General features: G+C 56.6%; 12 protein-coding genes. 3 read left to right on the forward strand and 9 right to left on the reverse strand.

Translation table 11 applies throughout. From position 1 onward, the window contains the following. Positions 1-388 precede the first annotated feature (388 nt). Together AB7008_RS13380 and AB7008_RS13385 are read right to left on the reverse strand one after the other, a co-directional pair. A complete protein-coding gene (locus AB7008_RS13380; RefSeq protein ID WP_039156626.1) occupies positions 389-1,615 on the reverse strand; it encodes a cupin domain-containing protein in 1,227 nt (408 codons plus the stop codon). A gap of 269 nt (positions 1,616-1,884) precedes the next feature. After that, entirely contained in the window at positions 1,885-3,186 is a 1,302-nt protein-coding gene (locus tag AB7008_RS13385; RefSeq protein ID WP_039156629.1) for a glycosyltransferase, read from the reverse strand. Positions 3,187-3,550: 364 nt separating this feature from the next. Here AB7008_RS13385 and AB7008_RS13390 point away from each other — a divergent pair, with 364 nt between their 5' ends. Further along, the gene (locus AB7008_RS13390; RefSeq protein ID WP_148311897.1) at positions 3,551-3,937 is read left to right on the forward strand and encodes an AMP-binding enzyme; all 387 of its coding nucleotides are present in this window, start codon (positions 3,551-3,553) and stop codon (positions 3,935-3,937) included. Positions 3,938-4,033: 96 nt separating this feature from the next. Beyond that, the gene (locus AB7008_RS13395; protein WP_232208707.1) at positions 4,034-4,441 is read left to right on the forward strand and encodes an alpha/beta fold hydrolase; all 408 of its coding nucleotides are present in this window, start codon (positions 4,034-4,036) and stop codon (positions 4,439-4,441) included. A gap of 487 nt (positions 4,442-4,928) precedes the next feature. On the opposite strand, the gene AB7008_RS13400 is transcribed toward AB7008_RS13395, so the two are convergent. The 7 genes from AB7008_RS13400 to AB7008_RS13430 all read right to left on the reverse strand — a co-directional run bounded on the left by AB7008_RS13400 (position 4,929) and on the right by AB7008_RS13430 (position 12,752). Further along, positions 4,929-6,110 (reverse strand): MFS transporter, encoded by a 1,182-nt coding sequence (locus AB7008_RS13400; protein ID WP_039146671.1) that lies wholly within the window; start codon positions 6,108-6,110, stop codon positions 4,929-4,931. A 146-nt stretch (positions 6,111-6,256) separates the two neighbouring features. After that, positions 6,257-6,895 carry an HD domain-containing protein gene (locus AB7008_RS13405; protein WP_039146673.1) on the reverse strand — a complete coding sequence of 213 codons (639 nt, stop codon included), beginning with the start codon at positions 6,893-6,895 and terminating at the stop codon, positions 6,257-6,259. A 182-nt stretch (positions 6,896-7,077) separates the two neighbouring features. Further along, complete coding sequence (locus tag AB7008_RS13410) at positions 7,078-8,097, reverse strand: LysR family transcriptional regulator (RefSeq protein ID WP_200875134.1); 1,020 nt, start codon at positions 8,095-8,097, stop codon at positions 7,078-7,080. 447 nt (positions 8,098-8,544) lie between these two features. Beyond that, positions 8,545-9,600 (reverse strand): LysR family transcriptional regulator, encoded by a 1,056-nt coding sequence (locus AB7008_RS13415; RefSeq protein WP_064741610.1) that lies wholly within the window; start codon positions 9,598-9,600, stop codon positions 8,545-8,547. 30 nt (positions 9,601-9,630) lie between these two features. After that, the gene (locus tag AB7008_RS13420; protein ID WP_167768236.1) at positions 9,631-10,437 is read right to left on the reverse strand and encodes a sensor histidine kinase; all 807 of its coding nucleotides are present in this window, start codon (positions 10,435-10,437) and stop codon (positions 9,631-9,633) included. 415 nt (positions 10,438-10,852) lie between these two features. Next, complete coding sequence (locus AB7008_RS13425; protein WP_158332868.1) at positions 10,853-11,263, reverse strand: winged helix-turn-helix domain-containing protein; 411 nt, start codon at positions 11,261-11,263, stop codon at positions 10,853-10,855. A 550-nt stretch (positions 11,264-11,813) separates the two neighbouring features. Beyond that, a complete protein-coding gene (locus AB7008_RS13430) occupies positions 11,814-12,752 on the reverse strand; it encodes an NADP-dependent oxidoreductase (protein ID WP_039146678.1) in 939 nt (312 codons plus the stop codon). A 1,028-nt stretch (positions 12,753-13,780) separates the two neighbouring features. Here AB7008_RS13430 and AB7008_RS13435 point away from each other — a divergent pair. Beyond that, complete coding sequence (locus AB7008_RS13435; protein WP_309248189.1) at positions 13,781-14,356, forward strand: cupin domain-containing protein; 576 nt, start codon at positions 13,781-13,783, stop codon at positions 14,354-14,356. Positions 14,357-14,394: the final 38 nt, after the last annotated feature.

The following is a 14,394-nucleotide window of genomic DNA, read 5'->3' on the forward strand; positions in this document are numbered from 1 at the left end:
GTCCCTATCGAGCAGGGTATCGGTTGACGCGATAAAAGTTACGAATTTCCGGGGAGGTCGGCTGGTAGCGAGCTCTCCGCTTGCTCTTGTCGCCGGCGGCGGACCCGCGAGCGGCCGTCAAAGGCTGCGAACCGACCACGGTTGCGGCCACCCCTGTCAGACCCCAGCCAAGCAGATCGCGGCGATGAAGTCGTCTTTCGCTGCCTTTGGTCATCGCTTACGTTATCCGAGTTTCGACTTGCGAGGCGCACCTGCAAGTTCAGCTAGGTTGGATAGCTTTCGACATTTCGGCCTTCACGATAGCACGAATATCCCGATGCCACATAATCATCTCATTGCGATGGCAGCACCGTCACTTGTCCGACGGCGCGCCTCAACAGAAAGCCACCTAATTCGGAACGACCAGAGCCTTGCTCTTCCGCAAGGAGTCCATGACGTCCTTGGGCAACTTCAGATGCGCGTCAACGAGCTCGGGCGGGGTCGATGCCATCCAAGTGTCCAAAGAGAAATCAACGAAGTAGCGGCTCTTGAACGTCTCAAGAAAGCGGAATGGACCAGATCCGGTGTTCTCAAGGTAGTGCCCCATGGCGACCGGGACGTAACCGACGTCGCCAGCTCTAAGGTCATACGTGCGCGCTTGGCCCTGACCTGCGAATACACCCATGCGAGCCTCGCCCTCGATGACATAGAGCCACTCGTCGCCATTTGGATGCCAATGCAACTCGCGCATACTGCCCGGGTTGACTTCGACCAGCGCAGCGGCGGTTGTCGTGTTGATCGGAAAGAGCCGGGAATCGTTGATGCGCACCGTGCCGCCCTTGGTGCGAATGGGCTCTTGCGCCATCAAACGCCACGTATAGCTGGTCTCTACGGGGTTCGCTCCCCGAATGTTTTCAGAGTTAAGTGGGCCGGGCAAAGGAGCCGAAAAGATATACCGCTCGCTCTCGTCCGGGGTATGGCCAAACAGCGAGGGTGAAACTCCAAAATTCTTGCCGAGCACCTCGTTCGGTGTGTGCTTGAACCAGTCGTTGATCATAAAGGTATTGTCTTCGTCGAAATCTCCATCGTCGAACACGAGAAGAAACTCGCAGCCGTCCGGACCAAGTCCTTGGATCGAATGCGGTGTACCGGATGGAAAGAACCACAAATCGCCTACGCCGACATCATCGACAAAATACCGGCCATCCGGATCGACTGCCGTGATCCGGGCAGTACCTTGAAGCATGTAGGCCCATTCGGAGGCCTTGTGCCAGTGTAGTTCGCGCACGCCACCAGCGTTGAGACGCATATTCACGCCTGCCAAAGCTGTCGCTGCTCCCAACTCGCGCTGTGTGACCTGGCGTGTCCAGCCGCCGGTCTCAAGTCGCATATGCGCATCAGAGAACGAAAACCGCAGGTTGGGCAGAGACCCGCGGTCGGTCGAAGGGGGTACAAGTATATCGGGGTTCTGTTGGTCTCGCGCCAGATTGCGAGGTCCGAGATCGGAACCGCCGCGGCCCGGACGCTGTGGCTGGGGGATGGGGTTGTTTTGTTGCGGCTGCGCGGCCGCAGCTGTTGTCAATATCCCAGTAGCGGCAGTTGCGGCGAGCATTTTTCGACGAGAAATCGTGGTCATGTGATCCTTCCAGTCAATGTCATCGACGAGCATCATGCGGACATGGGTCCTTGTCGATTGCTGATCGATGCGTCAGTTGCCAATCGGACGTAGCGATGCTTGGGATGTTGGGCGGTCTGGAAGTGCGGTGGAAGTGAAACCATTTCAGCCGCCAGATGCGTCTACTGCAACTCGTGCCGCATCCGCGCATCGGGATGGCGGCACGAGGTCGGAGCATGTGGCAATCCGCTCCAGGGTGGCACTGTGCCAGCCCCGGCGAATTCGTCACTTCAAGCTGCGTGCTCTCGATTGCCAAAATGGGCAGACAATCGTCTGATGTCGGAGCTGATCTCAGTCCGAGTGTCGATCCCGCGGAATTCTTCGGACATCAATAAAGCCCGTCGGCGGAATCTGTCGGTATCAAGGACGGTCCGCACGGACTGGCGTATGGCCTGAGGCGTTGGCGCGTTTGACCTGAGATCAATTCCGACTCCGGACCATCCGACGCGTATGTTCACGTCGGCTTTGTCTTCGGTCAACCCGGCGCAAACCAAAGGAACGCCAAAGCTCATGGCTTGATTGACGCTTCCATAGCCGCCGTTTGTGATGAATACGTCGGCTCTGGGTAATATCCAGTCAAACGGCAGGTAGCTCGCAAGACGCGCATTAGCCGGGATCGGACCGGGGATGTCCGCGACCGGCCGCCCGCCCGCGGTGACGACGACGAGGAGATCAGGCTCTTCAGCCAGCGCTGCGAGAGTGGGCACGATCAGGAGATTGAAGTCATGGTTGGCCACCGTCCCCTGAGTGACGAGAACGACCTTGCGCTTGCCGTCCAAGTCTGCGGCCCACTGCGGAAGCGACGCCTGGTTTGGGATGATCGGCGGTGTCCCGATGAACTTCACGGAGCGCGGTAGAGCCCTGGGGAATTCAAAACTCGGAACTGATAACTGCCAGTAGATGTCGGCCATCCGCACCATCGCTTCAAATGGAGGGGTTGCAAGCGGCTTCGTCCCTAGTTCTTCCAGATACCCATTCAGCCGCCGGGCAAGCGGTTGATGGACGATCCTGTCATAGTCCTGAATCGTTTGGGAATGGTCGGCCGGGCTGGGCGCCGGCGGCAATCCGAGAAAGTCGGGCGCTCCGTCCTCCCGCGGCCAATGCAGGATGGATGTGCCGAAGCAGACGACAGGTTGTCGGGTCGAACGAGGTTCCAGGAGCATCGGAAGAAGGCCGAGGAAGCAGTCGTCACCAATGACGACATCGGCCTGCACGTCTTCAAGCACGTCTTTCAATCCGTGGTGCTGCGCTGGAATGTGGTCGACGAACAATCGTTCGAGAATGATGCGAAGCAAGTCCAGCCCGGGAGGCAGTGTCTTGAACTCGGGATATTTTGAGAATGGATCGACGATGTCCTGATCTGCGCTGGCGGGAATAGGCCGGAAGGTGGCTCCCATCGCCTCGATGCGTTCTCTGAAGGCGCGGCCCGTGAATGCGAGCACCTCATGACCCTCGGCCAAGAGAATTCGCGCGATGCCGAGCATAGGATTGACGTGCCCGGGCGCCGGCGTGGTCGCGATGACAATTTTCATGATTCCTCTCTTCGAGCCGCAACGAAAGAGCGGCCCCATAGCGTCGCTGCAGTCGAGGTGACTGCGAGACGAAATTCAACAGCTGCAGTTTCAGCTCGATGTCGGGGCAGCGGGATCTTGCTACAGCTGCAATCAAATTGCGGATCCCTGTAACGCGGTCGTAGCGCTGACGAGCGATAGGACCGAGCGTCCATTTGCGGTGGTAAGTGCAACAGATCCAGTGGGTCTAACAGATCGAATGCCTGCCGATCTCCTCAAGGACAGTGAAGTTACGGAATGATGATAGTGCAAGAACTTCACTGGGGACGCGAATGGATTGCATTTAGAGAAGATAGGCTGACCTTACCTAAAGATGGAGGCCTAAGTGGCGCGTTTGATAGAATTCAAGACCGTTGCGCCTTTGCCTGATCGTGAGTCGGATACCATCATGCGAGACGGCTCGCCCATTTTGCTGGCGGAGGTCGAGCGCGCGCTGACCGCGCACCCCATGGTGCAAGATGCTGCGGCGTTCGGCGTACCGGATCCAATGCTAGGTCACCGGCTCGCGGCAGTCGTTCAGCTTGAGAACGAAAGCGACGACGCGATCATTGATGAAATTCTGGCGATGGCCCGGGTTCAATTGCCCGAGCACAAGCTTCCCGAGCTATTGACGGCGGTTGACGCTGTACCGCGAGACCCGTTCGGGAATATCGATCGCAGGACGATCGCAGAGAGCATTCTTGGCAACCCAATAGGTCCAAACAGGAAGTAAGTCACCTTTCTTCAATCAGACGCAGGTACGTCGGGATCGATGAACCCCAATATAGCGCCGCTTGCATCGCCATGCGCACAAGGAGCCTACGAGACTATGTCAACTTACGTCCTTATTCACGCAGCCTGGCATACTGGCGAGCATTATTGGCCCACCGCCTCTTTGCTGAGAGCTGCGGGGCATCACGTCTTCACCCCGACTATGAGCGGCAACAGGCTAGGGGATCAAAAGACAACCGGACTGGCCGAGTCGATCGAATCGGTCGTAGAGTTCATCTCGGAAAGGAATCTCGGCGATGTAGTTTTGGTCGGCCATAGCTATGGCGGCATCGTCATCACGGGTGTTGCAGACCGTATTGCACATCGCCTGCGCAGACTTGTTTATCTCAGTGCATTTGTCGCCAATGGCGGCGAATCTTTGAGCGACCTAGTGCCGCCACATTATCCCAGCTTCCTCACGCATGTTGGGGATGGTTCCGTGGTACTGCCGTATCCTCTCTGGTGAGAAGCCTACATCAATGATGCAGATGCGGAAACGGCTCAGCGGGCATACGACAAGTTGAACCCACATCCCTTCAAGTCGTTCACCGACAAGCTTGCGGTGCGCGCGAACCCGACTGAGATGAGTTTGCCGAAATCGTTCATCAACTGTACGGAAGACATCGCGCTTCCCCATAGCTTCCCGCTACATCCGAGACTTTCAGAAAAGCTCGGGCTATATCGGCTTGTTCAAACCGCAGGAAGTCACGAGCTTTGCTTCTCAAACCCTGCACGACTTTCGCAAGCTATTTTGGAAGCTGGTCGAGACTAGAACGGAAAGCCGGCCATGTACGGCGTGCAACAGGACGCGGCGCGCCCGTCGGACGAGCATTATTGGACGGCGGTAGACCAAGCTGCGCCTCATCATCGCAAGCTAATCGGAAGCTACTTAAACACAAGCTCGGTAGGCGCAGCAGGCCCGGTGGTCGGACATTTTGACGGTCCTTGGCTGCTCAGGAAGTCTCTCCTAACTGAGCCCTTGAAGAAATCCTGTGCGCGATCCATAGCGCTAGAAAAGAGCCTAAACTGAAGAATGTAGCCACTACACCCAGGCGTACAACGGCTCCTTCAGCAACAAATATCGCACCTGTCGCGGCTCCTGCTGCGCTTCCCAGGTAGATCGCGGATGAATTTAGTGAGAGACTGACAGACGCCATATCAGGCGACAGCGCTACCAACCTCGCTTGCTGTCCGGTCATTGCCCCCCAACTGGCAAGTCCCCAAAGAAGCAGAGCAGGAAGGATGGCAAACGCGGCGTCTCGCGTCGCCAGGATCGGGGCGAAAGATAGCATAAGGTAGGCCAAAAGCGTGAGGCTGCATCCGGCCTTGACTGTGAAAGCAGCTCCCAGCCTGTCCGTCATGACACCGCCGATCCAAGCCCCGAGTGCGCTGGCAATCCCAAAGGCGAGTAACACCATGACGAGGCCCGACGGCCCGATACCGGCAGCTTCGGCGAGAAACGGGCTCAGATAGGTATAGAGCGTAAAGGTGCTCGCCACCGTCAGAACGCTTGTCGCCAGCACCGCCAGCATGTCAGGCCGCTTTGCCAGTGCAAAGCGTTCGCCGAGCGTTGAAACGGTGCCGGGCGGCTGGCGGGACATCCCGCTCAAGATCCCAATAAGAGAGAGCGCCGAGAGGCCAGCCACACTAGCAAAGGTCGCTCGCCAACCAAGCCGCTCGCCGATCAGGACGCCGAGCGGGACGCCCGCGATGATAGCAAGGGTTAGTCCGTTGGTAACAATTGAGAGGGCGCGCCCCGGCCGCTGATGCCCTCCCAAAACGGCAGCATAACCGCTTGCTGCAGGCATAAAGCCTGCTGCGGACAATGCCAATAGTAGCCGAGCCATCAACAATCCAACGTAGTTAGGGGTGACCGCAGCAAGCGCATTTCCAAAGCCAAAGCATAGCATCGCCACAACGAGGAGGCTGCGCCGTTCAAACGAGGCGGTTAGGACTGCAATAACGGGAGCTCCGAGTGCGTAGGCAAACGAGAACGCCGTCACCAGATGGCCTACGGCCGGAAGTCCTACATTCAGATCCCGTGCGAGATCCGGCAGCAATCCGGCGATCATGAAACCCTCGGTGCCGATAGAGAATGCACCCAGGGTTAGCCAGAGAAGCTTGTTATGAGACACTTGTCATCGTTCCTACGATCTTGCTACGGCTCGGCGCCCTGGAGGTGTTCACGGGATGATACCCCCTGTGCCCAGAAGCTCGCGTAATGCGTCGCAGCTAGAGACATCCGATTTGCGCAAGCCAGGGTCTACGGCACCAACAGACCCTAGCTTGGCCAGGGCGTATTGCGAATCCGCATGCAAGCGTTGGGCTTGTGAAATCCGGGATCGTGATGCTCGATATAATCGAAATTAACCGTCCCGAAGGTTGTCTGCGGCTTCTTCAATGCCGAGCAGGTCTGAACCTTCACGAATTCGTTTTTGAAGTCCCCACGCGGCCATGCTGCCAGAACATGCTCCCGTTGCTCTGGTGTGTACTCGTCATATCCAATTCCCACGACATCCACCAGGACGCCCGCATTGGTGAGCGCGATCTCTGGCCGCATGAATTGCGGAATACCTGGAGTTGTGTGTAGCGCTATGGCTTCCCAAACAAGATCCACTTTCGGTTCAGGTATCCCATGGCTCTTTAAGAAATCACGAGCGGCATCTGCACCATCTACTTCGAAGCGCTTCGTCGGAGTGTGGTAAGCATCGGCGAGCCCAAGGTCATGAAAGAGCGCCGCGACATAGAGCAATTCAGCGTCGAATTTCAGATCCTGTCGGATTCCCTTCATTGCGCCGAACACAAACACTCGCACTGAATGGTTGAACAGCATGTCGCTCTCGTGCTGCCTAACGAGCTCGGCAGCCTCGCGAGCAAGCTTGCTGTCGGGAATCTTGATACCCGAGATTTCGTTGGCCATGCCGAACTCCTCTGTCCACGCGCAGAAGCAGTCTGCCTTCTAGAGCGAGCGCTGCATCCAAGATAAGAGATAGATCGTCTTGGACCAGATTTAAGGCTCAGCGCGTATGAAGATATTGCAAGGAGACATTTGATCTAATGCATCTCTAAATCCTGAGTGAGGCTGACACCCCGCTTGCCGCGCTAGGGCGAGAGCTCGCGATCGGCGTCTGCGTTGTCAAAAATGAATCGCCTATGAGGCAGGCACTCAGTTGCTCGGCGAAGCATGCTGTGCAGCCACTTATGAGATGGGTCTTCGTCAAGGCGCTCATGCCAGAGCAGGCGAACCTCAAGCGACTTGGTCTTGTAGGGCAACTCGTGTATAGCAATCGCATAGGTGTGCTCGAAAGCCGCCGCCAAAGGGCGTGGGACGATCGCTGCAAGCCCGCTTTCTTCGATTAGGGCTGGCAGCGCAAGAAAATGGGGCAGACTAATCGCCATTCGTGGCGGCGGATCGCTACGGACGAACGCCTTTTCGAGCGCGGCACGATCGTACATCTCGGATCTCCGTGCCAAGCCGCGCTCCGAGATAAAACCTTCAACTGCTCCTTCTTGTTCTCCCCCAAAAGATACAACGACGAGTGACAGCTGCTCAAGAGTGGCCTTGTCAATGCGCTCGAGCTTGTTATTTGCACCCACAATGAGCACGTCGTCATACTCGAACAGCAGCGCTGTCCTAAATCGGCTCGGGGGAGAAGAGAATACACCGATTGCAACATCAATCCGACCTAAATCAAGTTGCTCGGCGAGGTCTATGCGCGTAACGGGTTTGATTACGAGATCAACGGAAGGTGCCTCATGACCGAGCAACTTCAACAGCGGGGGCCCCAGCACGAGTGTGACGAAGTCGTTAGCGGCAAGCGTGAATAGCTTCGTCGATGTGGCCGGAGTGAACGTGGGCAACTCTATAGCCGCTTCAAGGGCTCCTAGTGCATTGCGCACCTGAGCGGCCATTGCGAGTGCTCGGGACGTGGGTTGCATACCGGTTGCCGTCCGGACAAACAGATCATCCTCCAGCATCTCTCGCAGCCTCGCCAATGAATGGCTAACGGCGGATTGGCTCAGCGCGAGCTTTTGACCTGCGCGCAAAACGCTACGCTCGTCCATGACGGCGTCGAACACCTTAAGAAGGTTTAGATCCATTGTGTTGAAGGATACGGCCACGACTGCGTTTCCTGCCAAGTGGAGCTTCGCGTTGGAGGACGAGGGGTATTTAATATTCCGCACAGCGAACACAATCCTGGCGAGGGTCGCTCTTCTTCATGAGCGACATTCAAGGTCCTCTTGCAAAGAAATCAACTCCGCGAAGGTAGGAGCTGGTCATTGCTGATCTGAGTGAGTTCTGCGACGAGTCATGAGAGCGTTGATCACATCAATTGACGCCAAGCTGCATGCCGACAGTCGCGGCATTTACAGTGAGATCTTACGCGCGCGGTTTTCCCCCGGGGCTCAATATGCAGCGTTGGAATGTATATGCATCCGCTGGCGAAGTGCGACAGCGGCTTTGGCGGCTCGCCTCGGCAGCGCGGCTGTCCGATCGCGCGCGAAGCGCGGTAGCAGTGATGGTTTGTCGCGCTCCGGAAAAGACCTGCAGAAGCTTGCGATCTCAAACTAAAACTGACAATCAATGGCCGCCATTTTCCTTGATGTGGTGCCAATAAACGAACGCTTTGATCCTGCAATATGCCCTGCGGATCGATCGCGCAGATGTTCAGTAGCACGCGATATTATGTTGAGGAGCCACTGCTGAGCCGCGTCATTCGTTGTGCGTTCGTGCCACAGAACGCCGACCTCGGCCGACTCGGATTTGTAGGGCAGCTCATACGTTGTCAGCGATTGTGTGCGGGACATTGACGCGGCTAGTGGGCGGGGCACGATCGCGGTCAACTCCGATTGCTCAAGAAGCGTCGGTAGGGCAAAAAAATGTGGCAGCGAGACCATTATCCGGGCGCTCTGGCCCGAGGTCGAAAGCGCCTTTTCCAAAGCAGCCCGATCGTACATTTCTGATCGCCGAAATAATCCGCGTTCGGATACGAACCCTTCAGCAAGCTCATTCTGCTGACCATGCAACGAGATCGCCGCGATCGAGAGTTCCGAAAGCGACTCGACAGACAACCTTCCAAGATGTCGAGAAGATCCGGCGATTAGCACATCGTCGCACGCGAAGAGCGACCGTGACCTGAATCTGGGTGCAATGTGCGAGAAAGTCCCGATGGCGGCGTCAACGTGTCCCAGGTCGATCTGCTCAGCCAATTCGGTGGTGCTGTCGGACCGAACAACGAGGTCGATTTGGGGCGCCTCATGCCTAAGGAGGTCTAGCAAGCGAGGTACCATCACAATCGTCACGAAATCGCTTACGGCGATCGTGAACTGCCGATTTGCGTTGGATGGCTCGAACTTAGGTACGCCAACTGCTGTCTCTAACGATCTCCATGCCTGACGTATGAGGGGGGCCATCATGAGTGCGCGCGCAGTCGGCTGCATTCCGTTCGGAGTGCGGATGAAGAGTTCGTCCCCAAGGACTTCTCTCAATCGGGCAAGGGCATGACTGACCGCGGACTGGCTCAGACATATCCTCTGACCAGCCCGGAGTACGCTGCGCTCCTCCATCACCGCGTCGAAGACCCTTAGAAGGTTTAAATCAAGCCTGTTCAGTATCGTTGTCATGATTAGCCAGGGTGGTTACGGGAGTATAGGTCAGCGACAAGTCGGATCCACGGGGCGATCGTCACACTTCGGCAGCTCGGACCTCGTCGCAAAGATCGAGAAGAAAGATCCAAGTGATGGGCGCGATGCCGCATAAATTCGGTGTCCCAGCAAGCCGAGCGCCTGTCTGACAATAAAAAGCCCGATGCCGAGGCCGTCGTTCCGCATCGGATCAAGCCGCGTGAACGCATCAAATATTCTTGGCATCTGTTCGCTAGCAATGCCGATGCCAGTGTCGTGCACCTCGATCCGAAGGTCTGAACCGCAGCGCCTGCAACCAAGAAGGATGCGTCCACCTGGTTGCGTGTACTTTATGGCGTTACTCAGCAAATTGCGCAAAGCCGCTCGCAACAGCAGACCGTCACTTCTCACTATCGCACCGGAACTAACTAAGCGAACGCTGACCCCTTTGCTCAATGCGGTTTCCTCGTTGTCCTGGTACGCCTGCCGCAAGACCTCTCCTACGCAAACCGGCGTCAGCTTGAGAGACTTCGTATGCTCCTGGATTCGAAGCGCGGTGGTAAGCAATGCCAATTGTTCCCTGAGGCGATCGATCGCGTTCTGGCCTGTCTGCAGCAGGCGTAGCTCAGCGCTGGTTCGAATTCCCATGCCAAGCAGCTCGTGTGCACTCTGGATCACTTGCAACGGCTGACGAAGATCGTGCCCCGCGATAGCGAGTAGGACCGTCTCGAACTCCGTTGCGATGTGAGATTGGCCGCTTCCCTCACTGGCATGCTCCGGCATAATCGCAATTCGGCCAGCCGCGTCTCGATCCAAGGCAATGTGTGTGGGGTGCATAGTGTTTCCTTTCAGCCTAATGGCTGTGAAAGAACATTCACTATGACGAATGGTACCCCGCATACGCCGGCGTTCGAGTTAAACGTGCTAAGAATCTGTAAAGAGGGCCAACCAGGATCAGCCGTTTTTCGGATAAGCACGAATTTTGGAGCCGCATCCAGCTAGGGCGATGCCCCATTTGATGAGCCTATCGCGCCATTCGAATTCCTTATGAATTCGCCGTGCGTTCGCTAACCTCTGCTACACTCGCAGCTGGATGGAGTATCTAGTGCTGGATCATTTTCACCCCATCTGTCCAGCAGGAGGCGAGCGGCGACGCTCCATCGAAGACGCCCTTGCCGGACTTGCTGCAATCGGTGGGTTATCAGTTCGGTGGAAAGATCCCCAACCGTTTCTTCCCGCCCGATCATTCGGGTCAAGGACGCAGGAAGTTGACTAGGTTTGCTTGCGGTCGGGTGCTCACCGAACGGTCGCAGCAGATCGTCCGTTGAGGGCTGCACAGGTGCAACGAAGCAGTAGCTCGCCCGGAAACGGTAGCGATGTAGCGCGAGCCGTCACCATGCGGATCGAATGTCCTGCGAAGAGAGGCGATGTGGGCGCGCAAATTGCTCGGGCCGATGATGCCATCGTGCCAGGCTTTAGAAATCAACTCTTTTTGGCTGACCACTTCCCCAGCGCGTTCTAGTAAAACTATCAACAACTCTAAAGCCCGCCCCCGGATCGGAAGCGGCTCACCGCTTTTTCTCAAAACTCTGTCGGTTACGTCCAGTCGGAATGACCCAAAGACGAAGGTCTGCTTACGAGCCTCGGTCGCCAATTCGTTCATAGTCCAAATCCGCTGATCTGAACTCGCAAAGAAGGCCGCGTAGTGCAATGAGGCCGAGAATATCGCCATGCTAATGGAGGATCAATGCCAAGAACATTGGAGAGAGATTCTCGCAAGGGCAGAGCCTGGCCTGGCTTCAATCGGCGGGCGAAACACGCCCAGTTTTGCGACTCTCGGTTATCCGGAACCCCGGTGCGTCGGACACGCGGGTGTAGTTTATCGACGTTCGCTCAAAAGGCGGTTGGCTCGCGAGTGATTGCATACAATGGCTCGCGCTGAGAAGTAGATGGCGCAGTAACTCCCCGTCCGAAAATGTTGGCGCAGTACCGCAATCGCCGCACGTGCAGAGAAGCGCGTTCAACGCGCTCGGTTCATGCTCCTGATCCAGCTTCCGGAAGAGCTGTACGGCGGGGCCGAGAACTGCAGTTCCGTGGTCTTAGATTGGTCGAACTCGATACCTGGGAAGGCATTGCCAGCCCCGCTTGGTTCTTAACCCAATCGATACCGCTCGAGAGGGAAAGCCCATTGCGCGACAGATATGCCAACCTGTCTATTCGGATGAATCCACCCGGAGTACAATTTTGCCTTTTGGGCGCGTGAGTTGGCCTTCGAGCATCATATGCGCTTTCCGTGCATCTGTCAGCGGAAGAACCGCCGCCACTTCGGGCTTTAGTTCACCACGGTCGATGAGCTCGGAGATTCGATTCAACCTCTCAGTGGTTACAGCCACAAGGAAGAATTCAGCACCGACTTTGCGATCCGCAGCTAATCGCTGGTCTGGCTCCGATACTGTGGAGATCAGCTTTCCGCCCTCACGGAGAACTGCGAAAGAACGTACTTGAGTATCGCCGCCGACGAGGTCAAGGACTGCATCGATCTCCCGGAGTTCCTGTTCGAAGCGCCGTGTTCGATAATCGATAACCTCAGCTGCGCCAAGCTTTCGTACATGTTCCATATCCCTGCTAGCCGCCGTCGCGATGACCCGGACCCCTGCTCGGCAGGCTAGCTGTACAGCGTAGCTGCCGACGCTTCCGGCGGCACCATGGACGAGCACTGTCTGTCCCGAACCAAGGTGAGCGTACTCGAAAAGTGCTTGCCAAGCGGTCACTGCAACGACAGGCACCGATGCCGCCTGGACCGGTGATAGCGATGCCGGTCGTTTCGCCAACATTGAAACGGACGCGACCGCATACTCGGCATACGCGCCGAGGAATTGTGTGTTGGTTACTCCGTAGACTTCATCATCTATGGCGAGGTTGAGCGGGCCGGGGCCCACCTCCTGAATCGCTCCGGCGAGATCAGAGCCCAATATCAGCGGAAGAGGTTGGGGCAATGCGCTCCTCCCGGACCGAATCCACGCATCCCAAGGCCCGACCCCCGCAGCATGAACCTTCACAAGCACCTCGCCAGGGCCTGGCTTGGGGCGAGGAACGGTCTCGAAAGTCATGGCTTCCGGCGGCCCAAAGGCGTGCACGCGCCAAGCGCTCATCTCAGCCGGCAAGGTACGAAGATGGGCGGAATTGTAAGGAATCCTATCTGCCACTTCTTGCCTCCGTTTCATGGATACTTTCCAGGCGGGATACAAGTGGAGCATCCAGTGCCACGCATCCCCCGCCAGCCGGGAAGGATAACAAACATGTGTGAGGTCCCGGCGCGAATGAAACTCCGGCAGCTTGAGGAGCCAACTTGTCTACAGAGGCCAGGCAAAGCTTCTGAATCACCGATGACAACCCTTAGTTCGGCCGGTGAACCCCATCAGTGCTACCCTCGCGTGATAAGCTGCCGCGGGACCGGTGACAGTCGACCTCGAATGATGGGTCCAGAAGGTCCAGCGTAGCAATGCGATTAAGATCAATCAGACGGCCATCTGCAGACTTAGAAAAATCGAGACCGGCTACAGCTCTTAGCAAATTTCCGAAGGCTCTGTCTGCAACCGATATTGGGACCGGCTCCTCATCGAAGGCTTCGATATAGCGCGCTACGAGCATGCTCAACAGCGTGTACAAGGCGGCGTGGTCCGGGTCATCTATAGTGAGCTTTGTAAGTTCCTGTCGGAAGAGCTGAAATGTGCGCAATCCGTGGTGCTGTTGTGACAGCCAATCATGTAGCTCATTCATTGTGTTCTTCTCCAAGAGTTATGGAAGAAGGCAGTAACTCTTAAAGCACAATGGCACCGAAGCAAAATGGCGCTTCTGCAGCCACTCCATGAATTGCACTCAGGTTACGAGGAGAGAGCGGATGCGAAAAAATGAGGAGAACGCGCGGCCTTAGTTGAAGTGCATCCCGCTCAATTTGATATTGAGATCGTTTCACTTCCATGGGTGCACATGCTGCTTAAACTGAAGAGCATCGAATGGTCATAGCCAATGTGACCGCAGGCTCTAAGAAGCCCCACTATCCGCTTCTGGGTCCTCACCCTCGGTTACAACCTTGCGCGACTGCTGGATGTAGAAGATAGGTTGACGTCATTGGCGCACTCACTAGAGGATGCACGGAATGCCATTTAGATCGCTCTCTATGCGCTTTGCCAGCGCTATCGCCATCCTCATATTCCTCTCCCCTCCCATTAAGAGCGCGCCAAAAGCAAAGTTTGATGATGCGCTGGAGGGGGCAATCTCTCAGCAGCGGAGGGGGGCCGACCTGGCCGGCGCGATCGTCAATGTCGCGCTCCAGTCACCCGTGATGTCCGCATCTAGTTTCACGGCCCGATCCGGAAAAACAGCGGTCGCGGTGTTCAACCGTCCATCTGAGAGCGTTAAACCGGTGTTCGAGCGCTCGATTCCAAATCTGCCTGACAAGAAATTGATCGCAGTCGTCGTGAATTACCCACCTGGCGCAAAGTCTCGACCTCATCACCACGCGAAATCCGCATTTATCTATGCCTTCGTACTCTCCGGCGAGATCCGAAGCGCTGTTGGTGCCGAGCCAGCTCGTATTTATCGCGCCGGCGAAAGCTTCTACGAAGACCCCGAGGCGCATCATCTGGTCAGCGAGAACGCTAGCGACACGAATGCTGCAAGCCTTTTGGCTGTGTTTGTCGTCGGGACGGACGATAAACCTCTCACCGCACCTGACGCGGAGACTGTCAAGTAGCGCGCCTATCGGTGGTTGCCACCAGCTTGCGGCCAGTA

This window comes from Bradyrhizobium sp. 521_C7_N1_3 (genome assembly GCF_052075975.1).
GTDB classification, from domain to species: Bacteria; Pseudomonadota; Alphaproteobacteria; order Rhizobiales; family Xanthobacteraceae; genus Bradyrhizobium; species Bradyrhizobium japonicum.

Coding starts and splice junctions, on each gene's coding strand:
- AB7008_RS13380 (WP_039156626.1), bottom strand. CDS start 1,615: ATGACCACGATTTCTCGTCGAAAAATGCTCGCCGCAACTGCCGCTACT.
- AB7008_RS13430 (WP_039146678.1), bottom strand. CDS start 12,752: ATGAGCGCTTGGCGCGTGCACGCCTTTGGGCCGCCGGAAGCCATGACT.
- AB7008_RS13425 (WP_158332868.1), bottom strand. CDS start 11,263: ATGAACGAATTGGCGACCGAGGCTCGTAAGCAGACCTTCGTCTTTGGG.
- AB7008_RS13435 (WP_309248189.1), top strand. CDS start 13,781: ATGCGCTTTGCCAGCGCTATCGCCATCCTCATATTCCTCTCCCCTCCC.
- AB7008_RS13420 (WP_167768236.1), bottom strand. CDS start 10,437: ATGCACCCCACACACATTGCCTTGGATCGAGACGCGGCTGGCCGAATT.
- AB7008_RS13385 (WP_039156629.1), bottom strand. CDS start 3,186: ATGAAAATTGTCATCGCGACCACGCCGGCGCCCGGGCACGTCAATCCT.
- AB7008_RS13405 (WP_039146673.1), bottom strand. CDS start 6,895: ATGGCCAACGAAATCTCGGGTATCAAGATTCCCGACAGCAAGCTTGCT.
- AB7008_RS13395 (WP_232208707.1), top strand. CDS start 4,034: ATGTCAACTTACGTCCTTATTCACGCAGCCTGGCATACTGGCGAGCAT.
- AB7008_RS13415 (WP_064741610.1), bottom strand. CDS start 9,600: ATGACAACGATACTGAACAGGCTTGATTTAAACCTTCTAAGGGTCTTC.